Source organism: Streptomyces sp. NPDC045778, assembly GCF_056431945.1.
The window spans coordinates 168562-190501 of record NZ_JBWKJZ010000015.1 but is presented as its reverse complement, the minus strand read 5'-3'; the positions used below and the strand labels follow the sequence as shown (position 1 = coordinate 190501).

Below are 21940 nucleotides of genomic sequence, written 5' to 3'. Positions count from 1 at the left end.
ATTTCGGTGCATGTCGTACTCGCCGGTGGGGGGACCGCCGGCCACATCGAGCCCGCGCTTGCCCTCGCAGACGCCCTGCGCAGGCAGGACCCGACCGTGGGCATCACGGCCCTGGGCACGGAGCGGGGCCTGGAGACGCGGCTCGTACCCGACCGTGGTTACGAACTCGCCCTGATCCCCGCCGTCCCCCTGCCGCGCAAGCCCACGCCTGAGCTGATCACGGTGCCCGGGCGGCTGCGCGGCACCATCAAGGCGGCCGAGCAGGTCCTGGAGCGCACCAAGGCGGACTGCGTCGTCGGCTTCGGCGGCTATGTGGCGCTGCCCGGCTACCTCGCGGCCAAGCGCCGCGGCGTACCGATCGTGGTGCACGAGGCCAACGCGCGCCCCGGCCTCGCCAACAAGATCGGCTCCCGGTACGCGGCGGCCGTCGCGGTCTCCACGCCCGACAGCAAGCTGCGCGGCTCGCGCTACATCGGCATCCCGCTGCGCCGCGCCATCGCCATGCTGGACCGCGCGAAGGTGCGCCCGGAGGCCCGCGACACCTTCGGCCTCGACCCCAACCTGCCCACGCTCCTGGTCTCCGGCGGTTCCCAGGGCGCCCGGCGCCTGAACGAGGTCATCCAGCAGGTCGCCCCGGTCCTCCAGCGCGCGGGCATCCAGATCCTGCACGCCGTCGGCCCGAAGAACGAATTGCCGTACGTCGAGAACATGCCCGGAATGCCGCCCTACATCCCGGTACCGTACGTGGACCGGATGGACCTCGCGTACGCGGCGGCGGACATGATGCTCTGCCGCGCGGGCGCGATGACCGTCGCCGAACTCTCCGCCGTCGGGCTCCCGGCCGCCTACGTCCCGCTGCCCATCGGCAACGGCGAACAGCGGCTCAACGCCCAGCCGGTGGTCAAGGCCGGCGGCGGACTGCTGGTCGACGACGCGGAACTGACGCCCGAATGGGTCCAGTCCCAGGTCCTTCCCGTGCTCGCCGACCCGCACCGGCTGTACGAGATGTCCCGCGCCGCTTCGGAGTTCGGTCGCAGGGACGCCGACGACCTCCTCGTCGGCATGGTGCACGAGGCGATTGCGTCACGCCGCAGCGCGTGAGAAGGCAGGGGAGCGTGGCCGGACAGAAGACCGCCGAACGGCAGGGGCCCAAGTCCGGCCCGCCCCGCCCGCGCTCGCGCCGCCTGCGGCTGCCGAAGCCGCGCACCCTGATCCTCGTCACGGCCCTGCTGTGCGTCCTCGGCGGGGCCGCGGTCTGGGTGCTCTACGCCTCGCCCTGGCTGCGCGTGGAGCGGGTCACGGCGACCGGGACGGTGGTCCTCAGGCCGGACCAGGTGCGCGAGGCGGCCGGCATCCGCAGTGGGGGAGCGCTGATTTCGGTCGACTCCGACGCCGTCGAGGAGCGGCTGCGGAGGAAGCTGCCCCGGATCGACTCGGTCGACGTCGTCCGTGACTGGCCGCACGGCATCACCCTGGAAGTGACCGAACGCACGCCCGCCCTGCTCATCGAAAAGGGCCGAAAGTTCGTCGAAGTGGACGCCAAGGGTGTGCGCTTCGCCACGGTCACCAAGGCCCCGAAGGGCACTCCCCGGCTGGCCCTGACACCGCATCAGTCCGGCGACGCGGCCGCCAGCCTGCGCCGCTTCGGCCCCGAGCGGCTGCGCCGGGAGGCGGTCCGGGTGGTCACGGACCTGCCCGGCGCGGTGGCCGGGGACACCACCACCGTCAAGGTCCGGTCGTACGACTCCATCTCGCTGGAGTTGGCCGACGGACGCACGGTCGCCTGGGGCAGCAGCGAGAACGGCCGTATGAAGGCCGAAGCCCTGAGCGCCCTGATGAAAGCCGTCCCCAAGGCACGGCACTTCGACGTGACCGTTCCCACCGCCCCCGCGTCATCAGCGAGTTGACGTACATCAGCGCAGGCCAGCACCCTGGATGGGCATCGCTACGCCTGATCACATAGGGTGAAAAGAAAAACGGGAGGTTCGGCGTGTTCGTTGAACGCGCGCCACTTGTCGACTTAGTGTCCTGTTCGGAAGAGTCCAGGGAACAGACACACTGGTAACCCTAAACTTCAGCGTTAGGGTTCGGGTCGGCGATTCGGACCGTCCCATTCGGCATCAGTCGGCGCCTCGCGGCAGCGTGAGACGGCGACACGTAACTCGAGGCGAGAGGCCTTCGACGTGGCAGCACCGCAGAACTACCTCGCAGTCATCAAAGTCATCGGTGTCGGCGGCGGTGGTGTCAATGCCATCAACCGGATGATCGAGGTCGGTCTCAAGGGCGTCGAGTTCATCGCCATCAACACCGACGCGCAAGCCCTGTTGATGAGCGACGCCGACGTCAAGCTCGACGTCGGCCGGGAACTCACCCGCGGACTCGGCGCCGGCGCCAACCCGGCCGTCGGCCGCAAGGCCGCCGAGGACCACCGCGAGGAGATCGAGGAGGTCCTCAAGGGGGCCGACATGGTCTTCGTCACGGCCGGTGAGGGCGGCGGCACCGGCACGGGCGGCGCGCCCGTGGTCGCCAACATCGCGCGCTCCCTCGGCGCCCTGACGATCGGTGTGGTCACGCGGCCGTTCACCTTCGAGGGCCGCCGTCGCGCGAACCAGGCGGAGGACGGCATCGCCGAACTCCGCGAAGAGGTCGACACCCTCATCGTCATCCCGAACGACCGGCTGCTCTCCATCTCGGACCGCCAGGTCAGCGTGCTCGACGCCTTCAAGTCGGCCGACCAGGTCCTGCTCTCCGGCGTTCAGGGCATCACCGACCTCATCACCACGCCCGGCCTGATCAACCTCGACTTCGCCGACGTCAAGTCGGTCATGTCCGAGGCCGGTTCGGCGCTCATGGGCATCGGTTCGGCCCGCGGCGACGACCGCGCGGTGGCCGCGGCCGAGATGGCGATCTCCTCGCCGCTCCTGGAAGCCTCCATCGACGGCGCCCGGGGCGTCCTGCTCTCCATCTCCGGCGGCTCCGACCTCGGCCTGTTCGAGATCAACGAGGCGGCGCAGCTGGTCAGTGAGGCCGCCCACCCCGAGGCCAACATCATCTTCGGCGCGGTCATCGACGACGCGCTCGGCGACGAGGTCCGGGTCACGGTCATCGCCGCCGGGTTCGACGGCGGACAGCCGCCGGCCAAGCGGGACAACGTCCTGGGCTCGGCCTCCAGCAAGCGCGAGGAGCCCGCCCCCGCGAGCCGCCCGGCCGAATCGTCCCGTCCGGGACCGGCCTTCGGCGGCCTCGGCAGCGTCACCCCGCGCGAGGAGCCCCCGGCCCCGGAGCCCGTCGAACCGGCTCCGGCGAACGAGGCGCCCGCGACGCCCGTGACGCCCCCGCAGGTCCCGCCGACCCGTCTGCACCAGGACAGCCAGGCCGAAGAGCTGGACGTGCCGGACTTCCTGAAGTGATAGGCGAAAGCTCCGGAACGAGCACTGTGAGCGGCGCGCACTTCGCCTTCACCGACCGGTGGGGCGGGGTGAGCGCCGTTCCGTACGCGGAGCTGAACCTCGGCGGAGCGGTCGGCGACGACCCCGGCGCCGTACTGCGGAACCGCGAACTGGCCGCCAAGTCCCTGGGCATCGACCAGGGTCTGGTGGTCTGGATGAACCAGGTGCACGGCCGGGACGTCGCCGTGGTCGACGGGCCCTGGCCCGCGGACCAGGAGATTCCGGCGGTCGACGCCGTCGTCACCGCCGAGCGGGGCCTCGCCCTCGCCGTCCTGACCGCCGACTGCACTCCCGTGCTCCTCGCCGACCCGGTGGCGGGCGTCGTCGCCGCGGCGCACGCGGGCCGCCCCGGCATGATCGCCGGAGTGGTGCCCGCGACCGTCGAGGCCATGGTGGGCCTCGGCGCCGAGCCCGCCCGGATCGTGGCCCGCACCGGGCCCGCCGTGTGCGGCCACTGCTACGAAGTACCCGCGGGCATGCGCGCCGACGTCGCCGCCGTGGAACCCGCGGCGTACGCCGTCACGAGCTGGGGCACACCGGCGGTCGACGTGACCGCCGGGGTGCACGCGCAGCTCGAGCGGCTCGGCGTGCGCGACCGGGAGCGGTCGCCGGTGTGCACGCTGGAGTCGGGAGATCACTTCTCGTACCGCCGCGACCGCGTCACCGGTCGGCTCGCGGGCTACGTCTGGCTGGACTGATGGGGCATGACGGACCGTAAGTCGGAACTCGCCGCGAACCTGGCGAATGTGGAACAGCGCATCGAGGCGGCCTGTGCGGCCGCCGGGCGCAAGCGCGAAGAGGTGACCCTCATCGTGGTCACCAAGACCTACCCCGCGAGCGACGTACGCGCGCTCGCGGAACTCGGCGTCCGCCACGTCGCAGAGAACCGCGACCAGGACGCGGCGCCCAAGGCCGCCGCCTGCGCGGACGCGCCGCTGAGCTGGCACTTCGTCGGACAGTTGCAGACCAACAAGGTGCGTTCCGTGGTCGGTTACGCGGACGTGGTGCAGTCGGTCGACCGGCCGAAGCTCGTCACCGCGCTCTCGGCCGCGGCCGTGCGCGCCGAGCGGGAGGTGGGCTGCCTGCTCCAGGTGGCCCTCGACGCCGGGGAGAGCGGTCGCGGGGAGCGGGGCGGCGTCGGGCCCGGCGGAATCGAAGAGTTGGCCGGTCTCGTGGCCGACGCCCCCGGGCTCCGGCTCGACGGTCTGATGACCGTCGCGCCGCTCACCGGGGAGTACGCGGGACGGCAACAGGCGGCGTTCGAGCGGCTGATGGATTTGTCGACTGCCCTGCGCGTGGCCCATCCGGCTGCGAACATGGTGTCGGCAGGGATGAGTGCGGACCTCGAGCAGGCCGTTGCGGCCGGTGCGACACATGTGCGCGTCGGGACAGCGGTACTCGGAGTCCGACGCGGGCTCGGGTAACGTCGCCAGGAAGTCGGACCACAGCAGAAAATATGGTCATTCCCACCTTTGCGGCGGGTATGGCTCGTGGATCGCGGGAAGTTGGTGACGACCTGTCGATCCACCACAGAGCGGAGGACTCAGAGCATGGCCGGCGCGATGCGCAAGATGGCGGTCTACCTCGGCCTCGTGGAGGACGACGGTTACGACGGCCGGGGCTTCGACCCCGATGACGATTTCGAGCCCGAGCCGGAGCCCGAGCGCGACCGCCGGCGGCACGAACCACCGCACCAGTCGCACCAGTCCCACCTGACGGACCGGGACTTGGAACGGGACGAATCGGTACGAGTGGTACAGCCGCCCGCGCCCCGCGAACCGGCGCCGCGTGCCGCTTCGCTCGCCGCTGAATCGGGACGACCGGCACGAATCGCCCCCGTGGCATCTATCACACCTGAACGACAGAGCCTGGAGAAGAACGCACCGGTGATCATGCCCAAGGTCGTGTCCGAGCGAGAGCCCTACCGCATCACCACACTTCACCCCCGGACGTACAACGAAGCCCGTACCATCGGGGAACACTTCCGCGAAGGCACCCCGGTGATCATGAACTTGACGGAGATGGACGACACCGACGCGAAGCGACTTGTCGACTTTGCCGCCGGTCTGGTCTTCGGTCTGCATGGCAGTATCGAGCGAGTGACGCAGAAGGTGTTCCTGTTGTCGCCTGCTAACGTCGATGTCACGGCGGAGGACAAGGCCCGTATCGCAGAGGGCGGGTTCTTCAACCAGAGCTGAGACGCAGTGCAGTAGACAGCAGTACCGGACCGATACAGCGCGGATGCGACCAGAAGCAGGGGAGAGGGAAACGCGGACATGGGCGTGGTCTTGCAAGTGATCTACATCGCGCTGATGTGTTTCCTCATCGTGCTGATCTTCCGGCTGGTCATGGACTACGTCTTCCAGTTCGCCCGCTCATGGCAACCCGGCAAGGCGATGGTGGTCGTTCTGGAGGCCACCTACACTGTCACCGATCCACCGCTCAAGCTTCTGCGGCGGTTCATTCCGCCACTGCGTCTCGGCGGCGTGGCGCTCGACCTGTCCTTCTTCGTACTGATGATCATCGTCTACATCCTGATCACCGTCGTGAGCCAGCTGTGAACGATACGGTCTTGCCGAATGCCGACGACTACGTTGAGGTGAAGAGATGCCGTTGACCCCCGAGGACGTGCGGAACAAGCAGTTCACGACCGTCCGCCTCCGAGAAGGCTATGACGAGGACGAGGTCGATGCCTTCCTCGATGAGGTCGAAGCCGAACTGACGCGCCTGCTCCGCGAGAACGAGGACCTGCGCGCGAAGCTGGCCGCCGCCACGCGCGCGGCCGCGCAGAACCAGCAGCAGGGCAACATGCGCAAGGGCCCCGAGGGCGGCCCGCAGGACCAGCGAGGTCCCGGCGCTCCCGTGCCCGCCGCAATATCTGGTCCGCAGCCGGTTCCGCCGCAGCAGCAGATGGGCGGCCCGATGGGCGGCCCGCCGCAGCTGCCGGGCGGTGCGCCGCAGCTGCCCGCGGGACCCAGTGGGCACGGCCCGCAGGGTGGTCCGCAGGGTCCCGGCCCGATGGGCCAGGGTCCTATGGGTCAGGGTTCGATGGGCCAGGGCTCGATGGGCGGCCCCATGGGCGGTCCCATGGGTGGCCACGGCCCGCAGATGCCCCAGCCGGGCCAGGGCCCCGGTGGCGACAGCGCCGCCCGTGTGCTCTCGCTCGCGCAGCAGACCGCCGACCAGGCGATCGCCGAGGCCCGTTCCGAGGCCAACAAGATCGTGGGCGAGGCCCGTTCGCGCGCCGAGGGCCTGGAGCGGGACGCCCGTGCCAAGGCCGACGCCCTGGAGCGGGACGCGCAGGAGAAGCACCGTGTCGCGATGGGCTCCCTGGAGTCCGCCCGCGCCACGCTTGAGCGCAAGGTCGAGGACCTGCGCGGCTTCGAGCGCGAGTACCGCACGCGTCTGAAGTCCTACCTGGAGTCGCAGCTGCGTCAGCTGGAGACCCAGGCCGACGACTCGCTCGCCCCGCCGCGTACCCCGGCGACCGCCTCGCTGCCGCCGTCCCCGGCGCCTTCGATGGCTCCGGCCGGCGCGGGTGCCCCGTCCTACGGCGGCAACCAGTCCATGGGCGGCAACCAGCCCGCGGGTGGTCCGTCGTACGGCGGCCAGCAGCAGATGTCGCCCGCGATGACGCAGCCGATGGCGCCGGTGCGGCCGCAGGGCCAGCCGCCGATGCAGCAGGCCCCGTCCCCGATGCGCGGTTTCCTCATCGACGAGGACGACAACTGACGGGCGACACCACGCCGTAGGCGTCGGCAGCGTTCAGGGCGGAGCCCCCGGATTCCCGGGGGCTCCGCCCTTTTGTGCTGAAGGCCGACGCTCGACGGGTGCCGCCGTGCGCCCGCGGCGCACGGGGACATGACGAAGGCCCGGTCCCGCCAAGAAGCTTGGCGGGACCGGGCCTTCGGTCGCCTGGTGGTTACGCCTTGCGGAGGCGGAACGTCAGGTTCAGGGAGTCGTCCTTGAACGGCTCGCCGTAGCTGTCGTCCGCGTCGCCGGCGGCGAAGTCCGTGGCCAGGACCTCGTCGGCGATGAGGGCGGCGTGGTCCGTGAGGGCCGTGACCGTGGCCTCGTCGGTGGACGCCCAGCGCAGTGCGATGCGGTCCGCGACGTCCAGGCCGCTGTTCTTGCGGGCCTCCTGGATCAGGCGGATCGCGTCACGTGCGAGGCCCGCCCGGCGCAGTTCGTCCGTCAGCTCAAGGTCGAGGGCGACCGTGGCGCCGGAGTCGGAGGCTACCGACCAGCCCTCGCGCGGGGTTTCGGTGATGATGACCTCGTCCGGGGCGAGGCTGACGGTCTCGCCGTCGACCTCCACCGACGCCGTGCCTTCGCGCAGTGCGAGGGAGAGCGCGGCGGCGTCGGCCTCCGCGACCGCCTTGGCCACGGCCTGGACGCCCTTGCCGAACCGCTTGCCGAGGGCGCGGAAGTTCGCCTTCGCGGTGGTGTCCACCAGGGAGCCGCCGACTTCGGACAGGGAGGCGAGCGAGGAGACGTTCAGCTCTTCCGTGATCTGCGCGCGCAGCTCGTCGCCCAGCGTCTCGAAGCCGGTGGCCGCGACCAGGGCGCGGGACAGCGGCTGGCGGGTCTTGACGCCGGACTCCGCGCGGGAGGCGCGGCCCAGCTCCACCAGGCGCCGGACCAGGGCCATCTGCCGCGACAGCTCCGGGTCGACGGCCGAGAGGTCCGCCTCGGGCCAGGTGGCGAGGTGCACCGACTCCGGGGCGTCCGGGGTGACGGGAACGATCAGGTCCTGCCAGACGCGCTCGGTGATGAACGGCGTCAGCGGGGCGAGCAGTCGCGTCACCGTGTCGACGACCTCGTGCAGGGTGCGCAGCGCCGCCTTGTCGCCCTGCCAGAAGCGGCGGCGCGAGCGGCGTACGTACCAGTTGGAGAGGTTGTCGACGAAGGCGGACAGGAGCTTGCCGGCGCGCTGGGTGTCGTAGGACTCCAGGGACTGCGTCACCTGGTCGGTGAGCGCGTGCAGCTCGCTGAGCAGCCAGCGGTCGAGGAGCGGGCGGTCGGCGGGCGCCGGGTCGGCGTCCGAGGGGGCCCACTTCGACGTGCGGGCGTACAGCGCCTGGAAGGCGACCGTGTTCCAGTACGTCAGGAGGGTCTTGCGGACGACCTCCTGGATCGTGCCGTGGCCCACGCGTCGGGCCGCCCACGGGGAGCCGCCCGCGGCCATGAACCAGCGGACCGCGTCGGCGCCGTGCTGGTCCATCAGCGGGATCGGCTGGAGGATGTTGCCCAGGTGCTTGGACATCTTGCGGCCGTCCTCGGCGAGGATGTGGCCGAGACAGACGACGTTCTCGTAGCTGGACTTGTCGAAGACGAGGGTGCCGACCGCCATCAGCGTGTAGAACCAGCCGCGGGTCTGGTCGATGGCCTCGCTGATGAACTGCGCCGGGTAGCGGGACTCGAACAGTTCCTTGTTCTTGTACGGGTAGCCCCACTGGGCGAACGGCATCGAGCCCGAGTCGTACCAGGCGTCGATGACCTCCGGGACGCGCACCGCTTCGAGGGAGCAGCCCTCGTGGGTGCAGGTGAAGGTGATGTCGTCGATGAAGGGGCGGTGCGGGTCGAGGTCCGTCTGGTCGGTGCCGGTCAGCTCGGTCAGCTCCGCGCGCGAGCCGACGCACGTCAGGTGGTTCTCCTCGCAGCGCCAGATGGGCAGCGGGGTGCCCCAGTAGCGGTTGCGGGAGAGGGCCCAGTCGACGTTGTTGGTCAGCCAGTCGCCGAAGCGGCCGTGCTTGACCGAATCGGGGAACCAGTTGGTCTTCTCGTTCTCCTGGAGGAGGCGGTCCTTGATGCGCGTGGTGCGGATGTACCAGGACGGCTGCGCGTAGTAGAGGAGCGCGGTGTGGCAGCGCCAGCAGTGGGGGTAGCTGTGCTCGTACGCGATGTGCTTGAAGAGCAGGCCGCGGTCGTCCAGGTCCTTGGTGAGCGTTTCGTCCGCCTTCTTGAAGAAGACGCCGCCTACGAGCGGGACGTCCTCCTCGAAGGTGCCGTCCGGGCGGACCGGGTTCACCACGGGCAGGCCGTACGACCGGCAGACCTTGAGGTCGTCCTCACCGAAGGCGGGGGACTGGTGGACGAGACCGGTGCCGTCCTCGGTGGTCACGTAGTCGGCGTTGACGACGAAGTGCGCCTCCGCAGGGCTGTTCTCATTGGTTCCCTCGCTGGCGCTCGGGAACTCCACCAGCTCGAAGGGACGCTGGTACGTCCAGCGCTCCATCTCGGCGCCCGTGAACTTCTGGCTCGTGGTCTCCCAGCCCTCGCCGAGGGCCTTCTCCACCAGGGGCTCGGCGACGACCAGCTTCTCCTTGCCGTCCGTGGCCACTACGTAGGTGACGTCCGGGTGGGCGGCGACGGCCGTGTTGGACACCAGGGTCCAGGGGGTCGTCGTCCACACCAGGAGGGCGGCCTCGCCCGCGAGGGGGCCGCCGGTGAGCGGGAAGCGGACGTAGACGGACGGGTCGACGACCGTCTCGTACCCCTGCGCCAGCTCGTGGTCGGACAGGCCGGTGCCGCAGCGGGGGCACCAGGGGGCCACGCGGTGGTCCTGGACGAGGAGGTCCTTCTTGAAGATCTCCTTCAGGGACCACCAGACGGAGTCCACGTACTCCGGGTTCATGGTGCGGTAGGCGTCGTCCAGGTCGACCCAGTAGCCCATGCGGGTCGTCAGCTCGGCGAAGGCGTCGGTGTGGCGGGTCACGGACTCGCGGCACTTGGCGTTGAACTCGGCGATGCCGTACGCCTCGATGTCCTTCTTGCCGTTGAAGCCCAGCTCCTTCTCGACGGCCAGCTCGACGGGCAGGCCGTGGCAGTCCCAGCCGGCCTTGCGCGCCACGTGGTAGCCGCGCATGGTGCGGAAGCGCGGGAAGACGTCCTTGAAGACGCGGGCCTCGATGTGGTGGGCGCCCGGCATGCCGTTGGCGGTGGGCGGGCCCTCGTAGAACACCCACTCGGGGCGGCCCTCGGACTGCTCCAGGCTCTTGGCGAAGATCTTCTGCTCGCGCCAGAAGTCGAGCACGGCGTGCTCGAGGGCGGGCAGGTCGACCTGGGCGGGTACCTGGCGGTACTGCGGCGGCGTCATATCGCGCTTCCTCCGGCGGACGTGCTTTCCGTTCCGTCGGAGGGACGAGAGCCTTGTCGCGCTCCCGCGGTACCACCCTCCTTGGCCGTCGTGGCGCCGGTGGCGCTCTTGACGACCCCCTCATTGGGGTCGCGATGCCGGTTCTACTCGCTTTCGCCCCGCCTGCTCGGCTGTGGGCTGCGGCTTTCCTCCGGCGGCTCCGGGGTGATCTTCACGTCGCGCTCGCCCCCGGGCTCTCACCGTCCCCGGGTCGCTCATGGCTGCGTACGCCGCTACTCGTCCCCATCCACGCTTTTCGCTCCGGCCAGTGTACGGCGCCCGGGGAGGGGCGGCCCACCGGATTTCGGGGGCTCCGGGCGGCGGGGGGCGCGAGGGCCGTACTGACCCGAATGGCGAGACGCGCGCCCACGTGTCCCGGTGCGCCCCGGTCGGCGGATTACGGGGCGGGGAGCTGGGCACAACGCATGAAGGCTCGCCGCGCGGCACCCGTGGGGCGGGCGGATCGGGCGGCGTGCCCCGTTGCCGCGGGCCTGGAGTCGATTTATCGTCCCAGCACGATTCGCGTGCAAGATCACAATATGTGAAGGGGCCGCGGCCATGGTGGCGAAGAAGACCGCCGTACAGCAGTCGGCGTCCAGCAGATCCACAGCCGCGGGGGCCGGCGGGGCGGCCGGAGAAGGGGGCGGTAAGGCGTCCCGTGCCGTGAAGACCGTGCGGGCGGGCAAGGCGGTGGGCTCGGCCGCGGAGGCCCCGGCCCATAAGGCCGGGGCCAAGAAGAGTGCGGCTGAGGCGGGTGCCTCCGGGGCCGCGGCGAAGGAGGCCGCTGCTGGGAAGGCCCCGGTCAAGAAGGCGACGGCCAAGAAGACCGTGACCAAGAAGGCTGCCGCCAAGGAGGGGGCGGCCCACGAGGCCGGGGCCAAGAAGGGTGCGGTTAGGCCGGGGGCCTCTGCCGCCTCCGGGGCCGTGGCCAAGGAGGCTGCTGCCGGGAAGGCCCCGGCCAAGAAGGCTGCCGCCAAGAAGGCTGCCGCCAAGAAGGCAGTGGCCAAGACGGCAGCCGCCAAGAAGACGGTGGCCGCGAAGGCCCCCTCCGGAGAGACGCCTCCCGAACAGGTGCCACCGGGGAAGAAGGCGGCGAAGAAGGCCACGGCGAAGAAGACCACGGCCGAGGAGACCGCCGCCAAGCAGACCACGGCCAAGGAAACCGAGGCTAAGAAGACCGCGGCTAAGCAGACCGAGGCTAAGAAGACCACGGCCAAGGAAACCGAGGCCATGAAGACCACGGCCAAGGAAACCCAGGCCAAGAAGACCCAGGCCAAGAAGACCCAGGCCAAGAAGACCCAGGCCAAGAAGACCACGGCCAATCAGACAGCAACCAAGAAGACCCCCGCCCAGGAGCCCCCACCCCAGAAGGCCACGACCCAGAAGGCCACGACCAAGAAGGCAGCGGCTAAGAAGGCAGCGGCCAAGAAGACCGCCCCCGAGAAAGCCGTGGCCAAGAAGACCGCCGCCAAGCGGACGGAGGGCGCTCACGAGGAGGCACCCGCCGTCACGGCGGCGGTGCTCGCGTCCGGGGACGGGGACAGGGCCGGGGCCGAGGACGGGAGCGTCGCGGAAGGCGTTGCCTCCGGCAGGGAGGCACACGGGGGTCGTGGCGCGTCCAAGAAGGCGACGGGGGCCACGGCGAAGGACCGAGGGACCAGCACACGTTCGGCCAAGAAGAAGGCCGCGCCCGCGGCCGAGGATGCGGCTCAGGCCGCGGAGACGACGGGAGCCACGACGGTGGTTGCGAAGAAGACTCCGGGCACGGCGACGGCGACACAGCAGGCGGGAGCCGCGACGAAGGCGGGAGCGGCGGGGACGGTACCGAAGGCCCGGGCCGCCGCCGCGGCCCCCGGCGAGCTGGCGGTGCGGCCCGGAGAGGATCCGTGGACCCCGGCCGAGGTCGCCGAGGCGCAGACGGAGCTGATGTCGGAGACGATGCGCCTGCGCACCGAGATCGAGGCGTCCGAGGCGGCCCTCGCGGGCCTGATGCGGGACTCCGGGGACGGCGCGGGCGACGACCAGGCGGACACCGGCACCAAGAACATCACGCGCGAGCACGAGATGGCCCTGGCCGCGAACGCCCGGGAGATGCTGGAGCAGACCGAGCGTGCCCTGGAACGCCTCGACGCGGGCACGTACGGACTCTGCGAGAACTGCGGCAACGCGATCGGCAAGGCCCGCATGCAGGCCTTCCCGCGCGCGACCCTGTGCGTCGAGTGCAAGCAGAAGCAGGAACGGCGCTCCTGAGCGCGGCCTGGAAACCTGGCGCCGCGGAGGTGTGTCGTACCCTCGTCCCAGTCAGGTACCTAGGTTGAGGGATTCACGTGGCAGAGGCGGAGCGCATCATCGGTACGCCGGACACCCCTGAGGCGGAGCACGGCGCCGACGGCGCGCAGGACGCCGGGGGCGAGCGGAAGCCCCAGGGTAAGCGCAAGATCGCCGTGCTGTTCTGCGTGGCGCTGGTCGCGTACGCCCTGGACCTCGTCAGCAAGATGATCGTGGTCGCCGAGCTGGAGCACCACGAGCCGATCGACGTGGTCGGTGACCTGCTGCGCTTCAACGCGATCCGCAACGCGGGCGCGGCCTTCGGCATGGGCGAGGCCTACACCATCGTCTTCACGGTGATCGCCACGTCCGTGATCGTGGTGATCGCCCGCCTCGCGCGCAAGCTGTACAGCCTGCCGTGGGCGATCGCGCTCGGCCTGCTGCTCGGCGGCGCGCTCGGCAACCTCACCGACCGGATCTTCCGCTCGCCCGGCGTCTTCAAGGGCGCGGTCGTCGACTTCATCGCCCCCAAGGGCTTCGCGGTGTTCAACCTCGCGGACTCGGCGATCGTCTGCGGCGGCATCCTGATCGTGCTGCTCTCCTTCCGCGGGCTCGACCCGGACGGGACCGTGCACAAGGACTGACCCGCTCCGAAGGCCGCGCGCGGGGCCTTCGGTACGGGAGTGTCCCACCCCTCCTGCATACTCGTGGGGTGAGCACGATTCCCGAGATCCGTACCCTGCCCGTGCCCGACGGCCTGGAGGGCGAGCGCGTCGACGCCGCCATCTCGCGCATGTTCGGGTTCTCCCGTACGAAGGCCGCCGAGCTGGCGGCCGCCGGCAAGGTGCTGGTCGACGGCGCGGTCGCCGGCAAGTCCGAGCGCGTGCACGGCGGCGCCTGGCTGGAAGTGGAGATGCCGCAGGCGCCCGCGCCGGTGCAGATCGTCGCCGAGCCCGTCGAGGGCATGGAGATCGTGCACGACGACGAGGACATCGTCGTGATCGTCAAGCCCATCGGCGTCGCCGCGCACCCGAGCCCCGGCTGGACCGGCACCACCGTGATCGGCGGCCTCGCCGCCGCGGGGTACCGCATCTCGACGTCCGGCGCCGCCGAGCGCCAGGGCATCGTGCACCGCCTGGACGTGGGCACCTCGGGCCTGATGGTGGTCGCCAAGTCCGAGCGGGCGTACACGTCGCTGAAGCGCCAGTTCAAGGAGCGCACGGTCGACAAGCGGTACAACGCGCTCGTGCAGGGCCACCCCGACCCCATGAGCGGCACCATCGACGCCCCCATCGGCCGCCACCCGAACCACGACTACAAGTGGGCGGTCACCGCCGAGGGCAAGCCCTCGGTCACGCACTACGACCTGGTGGAGGCCTTCCGCTCCGCCTCGCTGCTCGACATCAAGCTGGAGACGGGCCGCACCCACCAGATCCGCGTCCACATGGCCGCCCACCGCCACCCGTGCGTCGGCGACATGACGTACGGCGCGGACCCCACGATGGCCAAGCGCCTGGGCCTGACCCGTCAGTGGCTGCACGCCGTGCGGCTCGGCTTCGAGCACCCCGGCGACGGCCAGTGGGTCGAGTACGAGAGCGGCTACCCCGACGACCTCCAGCAGGCCCTCGACCGGGTCCGGGCGGAGAGCGCGTGACCGCCGCCGTGACCTGCCGGGTCGCGGAGGGCCGGGAGGACCTGGACGCCTGCTTGGCCGTGCGCAGGGAGGTCTTCGTCATCGAGCAGGGCGTGCCCGAGGACCTGGAGTTCGACGCGCATGACGCGGGGGCCGTGCACGTCATCGCGGTGCGCCGCGACGACGGGACCCCGCTCGGCACGGCCCGGCTGCTCACCGGCGACGCCGCGGTCGTCAAGAACGGCGGGGACGCCACCGTGGGTGCCCTGGGCCGCCTCGCCGTGCTGCGCTCCGCGCGCGGGCTCGGCGTCGGGGGCGCGCTGGTCGCGGCCATCGAGGACGCCGCCCGTGCGCGCGGGCTCGCGGCCGTCGACCTGCACGCGCAGACGCGGGCGCTCGGGTTCTACGAATGCCTGGGGTACGAGGCGTACGGCCCGGAGTTCCCCGACGCGGGCATTCCGCACCGGGCCATGCGGAAGGCGCTGCGGCGGCCGGGCGGAGCCGCACGGGCGGGTGATTTGCCGCCTTTGCGGGCATCCGTGGCAAGGTTGAGTCCCTGATCGTGTAGGACTCAGCCCCCGGAGGGCACCCGTGGATCAACTGGCGCTGTTGCTCGCCCTGTTGTTGGGGGCGGTGGTGACCGTGCCGCTGGGGGACCGGCTCGGGCTGCCCGCGCCCGTCCTCATGACGCTCGGGGGCATCGTCCTCGCGCTGCTGCCCTTCGTGCCGAACGTCGACGTCCCGCCGGACTTCATCCTGCCGCTGGTGCTTCCGCCGCTGCTCTACGCCGCCGTGCAGCGCACGTCCTGGCGGCAGTTCGCGGCCAACATCCGCCCCATCCTGCTGCTCGCCGTCGCCCTCGTCTTCGTGACGACGGCCGCCGTCGCGGCCGTCGCGCACGCGATCGTGCCGGGCCTGCCGCTGGCCGCCGCGCTCGCCCTCGGGGCGCTCGTCGCCCCGCCCGACCCGGTCGCGGCCACCGCCGTGGCCGGATCGCTCGGCCTGCCGCGGCGCCTGGTGTCCATCCTGGAGGGCGAGGGCCTGTTCAACGACGTCACGGCGATCGTGCTCTACCACGTGGCGATCGGCGCCGTCGTCAGCGGCACCTTCTCCTGGCCGTCGGCGGCCGGTCAGCTGGTGCTCTCCGCAGTCGTCGCCGTGGCCGTGGGGCTCGCCCTCGGCTGGCTCAGCAACAAGCTGATGGGCCTGCTCGCCGACGCGACGCTCCAGACGGGCCTGACCCTGCTCGTGCCGTTCGTCGCGTACGTACTCGCCGAGGAACTGCACGGCTCCGGCGTCCTCGCCGTCCTGACCACCGCGCTCTTCCTGGCCGAGAACGCCGTCGACGCCGACGACGTGCTCGGCCGCATCACCGGCCAGTCCTTCTGGCAGATCGTCGACACGCTGGTCACCGGCGTCGCCTTCGGCCTCATCGGCCTCGAACTGCACAACGTCTTCGGCACCTCCGAGGGGCGCGAGTGGCAGATGCTCGGCTGGGGCGCCGTGGTCGTGGCCGTCGTCGTCGGCGTACGGCTGCTCTGGCTGCTGCCCGCGACGTGGCTCGCCAAGCGGCTGCACAAGCGGCGCGACTACGACGAGGAGATCCCGATGTCGTGGCGCGAGACCGTCGTCATGTGGTGGTCCGGGATGCGCGGCGTGGCCTCGGTCGCGCTCGCCCTCGCCATCCCGCTCAAGACGGACGACGGGGCGCCCTTCCCGGGCCGCGACGAGGTCGTCTTCATCGCCTTCTGCGTGATCATGGCGACGCTCGTCGCGCAGGGCCTGACGCTGCCCTGGCTGGTGAAGCGGCTCGACGTCCGCGCCGACACCGACGCCGAGCGGGCCCTGGAGCGCGGCCTCGCGCTGCGCGCGGCCAAGGCGGCCAAGGCCCGCCTGCGGGAGATCGAGGAGGTCGAGGAGCTGCCCGACGAGCTGTCCGAGCGGCTCCTGCGCGGCGCCTTCGACATCGGGGCCCGGATCAGCCCGGACATCGTCGACGACGAGCGGCGCGAGCGGTACGCCACCCGCGTCGACCGCATCAAGGCGGTCCAGCGCATCCAGCGCGAGATGATGTCCGCCGCCCGGCACGCCGTCCTCGCCGCGCGCAGCGAGCCCGGCCACGACCCGGAGATCGTGGACCGGGTGCTGCGCCAGCTGGACGTGCGCAGCCTGCGCTGACGGGCCGCGCGCTCAGCCCCGGCCGGTGCGCGGCGGGTGCGGCCGCGCCGGGTGCCGCCGGACGCCGTCGGGCGGCAGCTCCGCCCAGGCGGTGTTGACCCGCGGCAGCGCGTACGGATGGTGCTCGGTCAGCCAGGCGACGAGCTGCTCGCGGACCGTGACCCGGACCGTCCAGATGTCGTCGGCGTCCTTGGCGGTGGCGAGCGCGCGCACCTGGATCGTGCTGACCGTGGTGTCGGTGACCGCGAGGCCCCAGTCCCGGCCGTCCCAGGCGGCGCAGTCGCGCAGCACGTCGTGCAGCTTCTCGCGCATGGCCGCGACCGGGGCGGTGTGGTCGAGGTGGAAGAAGACCGTGCCGGTCATCTGGGAGCCGCCGCGCGACCAGTTCTCGAACGGCTTCGACGTGAAGTACGAGACGGGCATGGTGATCCGCCGCTCGTCCCAGGTGCGCACGGCGAGGAACGTCAGCGTGATCTCCTCGACGGTGCCCCACTCGCCGTCCACGACGACGGTGTCGCCGATCCGCACCATGTCGCCGAACGCGATCTGCAGTCCGGCGAAGAGGTTCCCGAGCGTGGACTGCGCGGCGACACCCGCCACGATGCCCAGGATGCCGGCGGACGCGAGCAGCGAGGTCCCGGCCGCCTGCATAGCGGGGAACGTGAGCAGCATCGCGGCCACCGCCACCACGCCGATGAGGGCCGTGACGACGCGCTGGATCAGCGTCACCTGCGTACGGACGCGGCGCACCCGGGCCGGGTCGCGGTGGGCGGCGGCGTAGCGCCCGTACGACGCCTCCACTATCGCCGTGGAGATCCGCACCGCGAGCCAGGCCACCGAGCCGATCAGGACCAGCGAGAGCGCTCTGCCGATGCCCGCCGAGTGGTCCTCGGCGACCTTCGCGTGCACGTACGAGGCGCGCAGCAGAGCCGCGCACAGGACGACTTGCAGGGGCAGGCGGCAGCGGCGGAGCAGTCCCCACAACGGGCGCTGCGGCTGCCGGGCGACGGCACGGCACAGCGCCGTGTCCACCAGCCAGCCGACGGCCAGGGTGAGCACGAGCACGGCGCCGACCACGATCAACGGGCGCAGGACGTTCTCCATGTCTCCGAGGGTAGGTGGAGCGGGTGGGACGTTCGAGGGTAGGTGGAGCGGGTGGGACGTTCGAGGGTAGGTGGGGCGGGTGGGATCGGATGGCACGATGGCTCCATGAACATCGTGCTTTTCCATTCGACGTGCGGGCTGCGGCCCGCGGTGCGCGCGGCGGCCGACCGGCTGCGCGAGGCGGGCCACCAGGTGTGGACCCCCGACCTCTTCGAGGGGCGCGTCTTCGCCACCGTCGAGGAGGGCATGGCCCACCAGGAAGAAGTAGGCAGGGACGAGCTGCTCAAACGTGCGATTCTGGCCGCGGCGCCGTACTCGGACCGCGGCCTTGTCTACGCGGGCTTCTCCTTCGGCGCCTCGGTCGCGCAGACGCTCGCGCTCGGCGACGCCAAGGCGCGCGGCCTGCTGCTCCTGCACGGCACGAGTGACATCGCCGACAACGCGGCGGTGGACGGTCTGCCGGTGCAGCTGCACGTCGCCGAGCCCGACCCGTTCGAGACGGACGACTGGCTGAGCGCCTGGTACCTGCGGATGGGCCGCGCCGGCGCCGACGTGGAGGTCTACCGCTACGCGGGAGCGGGCCACCTGTACACCGACCCGGACCTGGACGACTACGACGCCGACGCGGCCGAGGCCACCTGGCGCACGGCCCTCGGCTTCCTGGAGACCCTCTGACGGTCGCGGAAGGGCACGGTGTCGCGGCGCTCGCCACACCGTGCCCCGCGAGCGGTCAGCGCAGCGGCTCGCGCACCCGCTCCACCTTCTGCGTCCCGCTGAGCGTGCGGTACGAGCGGGCCCGGGACGACGTGGCCTTGGGGTCCTTGCGGTCGGAGACCACGTAGTAGTCCATCTGCGAGCGCTCGGCGGTCACGTCGAGGACGCCGTAGCCGTGCGAGTCCATGTCCAGCCACTTCACGTGGCGGTTGGCGGCCTTGACGGCGGCGACGCCGACGAGCGACAGCGTGTGCGGCGCCACCTTCAGGTAGTCGTCGACGTTGTCGGAGGTCACGGACGTGACGACGAACTCCGTCGCGGCCGAAGGCGACGACGGGTACGTGGCGGCCGTGACGGGCACGTCGTTCGCCCAGGCCATGTGGATGTCGCCGGTCAGGAACACCGTGTTCTTGACGCCCTTGTCCCGCAGGTGCCCGAGCAGCTCCTTGCGGTCGTGCGTGTAGCCGTCCCATTGGTCGGTGTTGACGGCCAGACCTTCCTTGGGCAGCCCGAGCAGCTCGGCCAGCGGCGCGAGCAGATACGCCGGGAGCGAACCGAAGGCCACCGGCGAGATCATCACCGAGGTGCCGACCAGCTTCCACGCGGCGTCGGACGAGGCGAGGCCCGCCTTCAGCCAGTCGAGCTGGGCGCGCCCGGTGAGGGTGCGCTCCGGCGAGTCCACGGCGCCGCTGCCGGGCTTGGCCTGCTGCGAGCGGAACGAGCGCAGGTCGAGCAGGTGCAGATCGGCCAGCTTGCCGAAGCGGATGCGGCGGTAGACGGTGCCCTCGGTGGAGGGGCGGACCGGCATCCACTCGAAGTAGGCCTGCTTCGCGGCGGCCACGCGGGCGGACCAGGGGCCCTCGGTCTCGGGCTGGTGGTTCTCCGCCCCGCCGGACCAGGTGTCGTTGGCGACCTCGTGGTCGTCCCAGATCGCGATGACCGGGTGCGTGGCGTGCATCGCCAGGGCGTCCGGGTCGGTCTTGTGGACGCCGTGCCGCTCGCGGTAGTCGGCGAGCGTGACGATCTCGTGCCGGGGCCGGTGCTCGCGCACGAGGCCGCGGGTGGAGGCGTAGCCGCCCGACGCGTACTCGTACAGGTAGTCGCCCAGGTGCAGGACCGCGTCCAGCTCGGTACGGGCCGCGAGGTGACGGTACGACGAGAAGTAGCCCGCCTCCCAGTTGGCGCAGGAGACCACACCGAAGCGGACGCCGGGCACGGCGGCGTCGTGCGCGGGGGCCGTGCGGGTCCGCCCGACGGGGGAGCGCACCGCGGAAGTGCCCTCTACGGAGAAGCGGTAGTAATAGGTGGTCGCCTGGCGCAAGCCCCTTACATCCGCCTTGACGGTGTGGTCGCTCGCCGCCGTCGCGGTGGTGGTCCCCCGGCCCACGACCCGGGTGAAGCCCTTGTCCTCGGCCACCTCCCAACCCACCTGCACGTCGGGGCCCTTGCCGGAGCCGGGCACCGCGTCGGGGACCGGCGTGACGCGCGTCCACAGCAGGACGCCGTCGGGCAGCGGGTCCCCGGAGGCGACGCCGTGCAGGAAGGCGGGCCCTTCGGTGGCGTGGGCGGGCGCGGTGGCCGCGAGCGGAGCGGCGAGGACGGCGGTGGCGGCCGCGGCCTTGACGACGGTCCGGCGGCGCGGCGCGAGCGCGGCGGCCGGAGGTCTCTCGGAGTCCTCGGCGGCCGCGGGCACGTTGTTGTCTATTCGACTGGTCACGAGGAGGCACCCTACGGACCGGTAACGCCGAAAGAGCGGGCGCCCTCGAAAAGTTCGCCCGCTCTTTCACAAGTCGCCTACTGCGCTTGCGTGATAGCTCCTGATCAGGCCTTCAGGGCCTTGTCCACGGCCTTGTTGAACTCCTCGGGCGTCATCGGGGCGTTGCGGCCGTCGGCGCCCTTGAGCTGCTTGCCGTCCACGACCAAGGCCGGGGTGCCGTCGACGTCGTCCTCGTTGTCGTCGAACGCGTCGGACATCGCCAGGGCCCAGCGGTCGTACGTGCCGTTGTCGACCGCCTTCTTGAAGGCCGCGCTCTTCTTCAGCTCGGGCACCTCGTTGGCGACCTTCAGCAGGTACGCGTCGTCCTTGAACTTGTCGTCGGACTCGGCGGGGTGGTTGTCGGCGGAGTACAGCGCCTTCTTGTAGGCGAGGAAGGCGTCGGGGGAGACGTTCAGGGCGGCGCCGAGCGCGCTCATCGCGTTGCGCGAGCCCTCGCCCTGGAAGGTCCTGTCGAGGAAGGTGGCGCCGACGAACTGGACCTTGTACTTGCCGTCCTTGAGGTCCTTCTCGACGGTCGGGCCGACGGCCTGCTCGAAGCCGGCGCAGACCGGGCAGCGCGGGTCCTCGTAGACCTTCAGGGTCTTCTTGGCGCTCGCCTTGCCGAGAATGACCGTCGTGCCGTCCTTGCCCGAGGTGTTGGCGGGCTTGACCAGCTTCTGGTCCTTGGCCTCGTCCCAGTAGCCGGGCTTGTTGCCCTGGACGACGGCGTAGCTGATGCCGCCGGCGATGGCGAGAACGCCGACGATGGACGCGCCGACGATGACCGACCGCTTGCGCTTCTCGCGCTTGCGCTCGGCCTCCTGCTGGGCGCGGATCCGCTCGCGGGCGGCCTGCTTGGCGGCTTGGCTGTTGCGCTTGCTCATGGTGGTACTCCGTGGGTGTCGGAAAACGTGTGGACGTGCGTACTCAGGCGACAGCGGCCGAGTACGGCGGTCCACGCCGTCCCACGCAGTGCACGAAGAGCCGGGTGCGCGCCGCGCGGGCCCGGAGCACGGGCCGCGGCGCGCGCCGCTCCGGAGCGGCCTGGGCGCTCACCACGGCGAGGGCGAGAAGCAGCGGCCGGAAGGTGGCCGCGGCCACGGCGCGCAGGAGCTGGGCGAGGGCGCGCTCGCCCCGGTGCAGCCAGGCGGCGGCGGCGAGCCCGACGCCGACGTGCGCGGCGAGCAGCAGCCAGGCCGCGGCCGGGTCGGCGTCGGCGAGCAGCGCGGCGGCGCCCCGCACCTGCTCGCCGCCCGTCATCCGGGCCAGCGGGGTGCCCACGTCGCCGCCGCACAGCATGTCGACGCCGAAGGAGCGCAGCGGGCCCGCGACCGGGCCGCCCGCCTGGCCGTAACAGACGTGCTGGCCGGTGGTGAAGACCGTGTCGGCGGCCAGCTCCAGCGGGACGAGCAGCGCGGCGATCTTGCCGAAGCCGCGCTCGCGCCCGGCCAGGGCGTACGCGATGACGTAGACGACGGCCGTGATCGCCAGACATGTGGTCAGCGGCAGCGGGGCCCGGGACAGCAACACGTGGGACGCGGCGGAGAGCAGCACGACGACCGTCGTGAACAGCGCCGCGCGCACGACTCTCAGCTGGGTCCCGAATATGTCCATCGCGGAAGCGAGTGTCCCATGGGCCGCCGTAAGGGACCCCTAAAGGGTCCCTGTGAATCGGGCCCGGCGGCCCCGCGGGGCGGCGG

General features: G+C 71.3%; 19 protein-coding genes. 14 read left to right on the top strand and 5 right to left on the bottom strand.

Going from position 1 to position 21940, the window contains the following annotated elements:
- Positions 1-6: 6 nt before the first annotated feature.
- From murG to AC07GB_RS21125, 8 genes are all read left to right on the top strand, one after another.
- Positions 7-1101 carry an undecaprenyldiphospho-muramoylpentapeptide beta-N-acetylglucosaminyltransferase gene (murG, locus tag AC07GB_RS21160; RefSeq protein ID WP_478847621.1) on the top strand — a complete coding sequence of 365 codons (1095 nt, stop codon included), beginning with the start codon at positions 7-9 and terminating at the stop codon, positions 1099-1101.
- 14 nt (positions 1102-1115) lie between these two features.
- On the top strand, positions 1116-1907 hold the full coding sequence (locus tag AC07GB_RS21155; protein WP_478847619.1) for a cell division protein FtsQ/DivIB: 792 nt from the start codon (positions 1116-1118) through the stop codon (positions 1905-1907).
- 276 nt (positions 1908-2183) lie between these two features.
- The gene (gene ftsZ, locus AC07GB_RS21150) at positions 2184-3410 is read left to right on the top strand and encodes a cell division protein FtsZ (RefSeq protein ID WP_478847617.1); all 1227 of its coding nucleotides are present in this window, start codon (positions 2184-2186) and stop codon (positions 3408-3410) included.
- Positions 3411-3436: 26 nt separating this feature from the next.
- The gene (gene pgeF, locus AC07GB_RS21145; protein WP_478847615.1) at positions 3437-4147 is read left to right on the top strand and encodes a peptidoglycan editing factor PgeF; all 711 of its coding nucleotides are present in this window, start codon (positions 3437-3439) and stop codon (positions 4145-4147) included.
- A gap of 6 nt (positions 4148-4153) precedes the next feature.
- A complete protein-coding gene (locus tag AC07GB_RS21140; protein WP_478847613.1) occupies positions 4154-4873 on the top strand; it encodes a YggS family pyridoxal phosphate-dependent enzyme in 720 nt (239 codons plus the stop codon).
- Between the two features lie 126 nt (positions 4874-4999).
- A complete protein-coding gene (locus AC07GB_RS21135; RefSeq protein WP_478847611.1) occupies positions 5000-5647 on the top strand; it encodes a cell division protein SepF in 648 nt (215 codons plus the stop codon).
- Between the two features lie 78 nt (positions 5648-5725).
- The gene (locus AC07GB_RS21130) at positions 5726-6010 is read left to right on the top strand and encodes a YggT family protein (protein WP_030679335.1); all 285 of its coding nucleotides are present in this window, start codon (positions 5726-5728) and stop codon (positions 6008-6010) included.
- Between the two features lie 46 nt (positions 6011-6056).
- Positions 6057-7181: a DivIVA domain-containing protein gene (locus AC07GB_RS21125; protein ID WP_478847609.1), complete on the top strand. Its 1125-nt coding sequence runs from the start codon at positions 6057-6059 to the stop codon at positions 7179-7181.
- Positions 7182-7371: 190 nt separating this feature from the next.
- Here AC07GB_RS21125 and ileS read toward each other — a convergent pair whose 3' ends face one another.
- The gene (gene ileS, locus AC07GB_RS21120) at positions 7372-10548 is read right to left on the bottom strand and encodes an isoleucine--tRNA ligase (RefSeq protein ID WP_478847607.1); all 3177 of its coding nucleotides are present in this window, start codon (positions 10546-10548) and stop codon (positions 7372-7374) included.
- A gap of 597 nt (positions 10549-11145) precedes the next feature.
- Here ileS and AC07GB_RS21115 point away from each other — a divergent pair.
- The 5 genes from AC07GB_RS21115 (at position 11146) to AC07GB_RS21095 (ending at position 16666) form a co-directional block, all read left to right on the top strand.
- Entirely contained in the window at positions 11146-12837 is a 1692-nt protein-coding gene (locus tag AC07GB_RS21115; protein ID WP_478847605.1) for a histone H1-like repetitive region-containing protein, read from the top strand.
- Between the two features lie 77 nt (positions 12838-12914).
- Positions 12915-13499, top strand: a complete 585-nt coding sequence (lspA, locus tag AC07GB_RS21110) for a signal peptidase II (protein WP_478847603.1) — start codon at positions 12915-12917, stop codon at positions 13497-13499.
- A 68-nt stretch (positions 13500-13567) separates the two neighbouring features.
- Positions 13568-14509, top strand: coding sequence for an RluA family pseudouridine synthase (locus AC07GB_RS21105; RefSeq protein ID WP_478847601.1), 942 nt, complete (start codon positions 13568-13570; stop codon positions 14507-14509).
- A complete protein-coding gene (locus AC07GB_RS21100; RefSeq protein ID WP_478847599.1) occupies positions 14506-15048 on the top strand; it encodes a GNAT family N-acetyltransferase in 543 nt (180 codons plus the stop codon). The genes AC07GB_RS21105 and AC07GB_RS21100 overlap by 4 nt, the downstream gene beginning before the upstream one ends.
- Before the next feature lie 31 nt (positions 15049-15079).
- Positions 15080-16666, top strand: a complete 1587-nt coding sequence (locus AC07GB_RS21095) for a Na+/H+ antiporter (protein ID WP_478847597.1) — start codon at positions 15080-15082, stop codon at positions 16664-16666.
- Positions 16667-16678: 12 nt separating this feature from the next.
- On the opposite strand, the gene AC07GB_RS21090 is transcribed toward AC07GB_RS21095, so the two are convergent.
- Positions 16679-17770, bottom strand: a complete 1092-nt coding sequence (locus AC07GB_RS21090; protein WP_478847595.1) for a mechanosensitive ion channel family protein — start codon at positions 17768-17770, stop codon at positions 16679-16681.
- 105 nt (positions 17771-17875) lie between these two features.
- On the opposite strand from AC07GB_RS21090, the gene AC07GB_RS21085 reads away from it, so the two are divergent.
- The gene (locus AC07GB_RS21085) at positions 17876-18445 is read left to right on the top strand and encodes a dienelactone hydrolase family protein (protein ID WP_478847593.1); all 570 of its coding nucleotides are present in this window, start codon (positions 17876-17878) and stop codon (positions 18443-18445) included.
- A 55-nt stretch (positions 18446-18500) separates the two neighbouring features.
- Here AC07GB_RS21085 and AC07GB_RS21080 read toward each other — a convergent pair whose 3' ends face one another.
- The 3 genes from AC07GB_RS21080 to AC07GB_RS21070 form a co-directional block, all read right to left on the bottom strand.
- Entirely contained in the window at positions 18501-20177 is a 1677-nt protein-coding gene (locus AC07GB_RS21080) for an alkaline phosphatase D family protein (protein ID WP_478847659.1), read from the bottom strand.
- Between the two features lie 128 nt (positions 20178-20305).
- Positions 20306-21124 (bottom strand): thioredoxin domain-containing protein, encoded by an 819-nt coding sequence (locus AC07GB_RS21075; protein ID WP_478847591.1) that lies wholly within the window; start codon positions 21122-21124, stop codon positions 20306-20308.
- Positions 21125-21167: 43 nt separating this feature from the next.
- The gene (locus AC07GB_RS21070) at positions 21168-21854 is read right to left on the bottom strand and encodes a hypothetical protein (RefSeq protein WP_478847589.1); all 687 of its coding nucleotides are present in this window, start codon (positions 21852-21854) and stop codon (positions 21168-21170) included.
- Between the last annotated feature and the right edge of the window lie 86 nt (positions 21855-21940).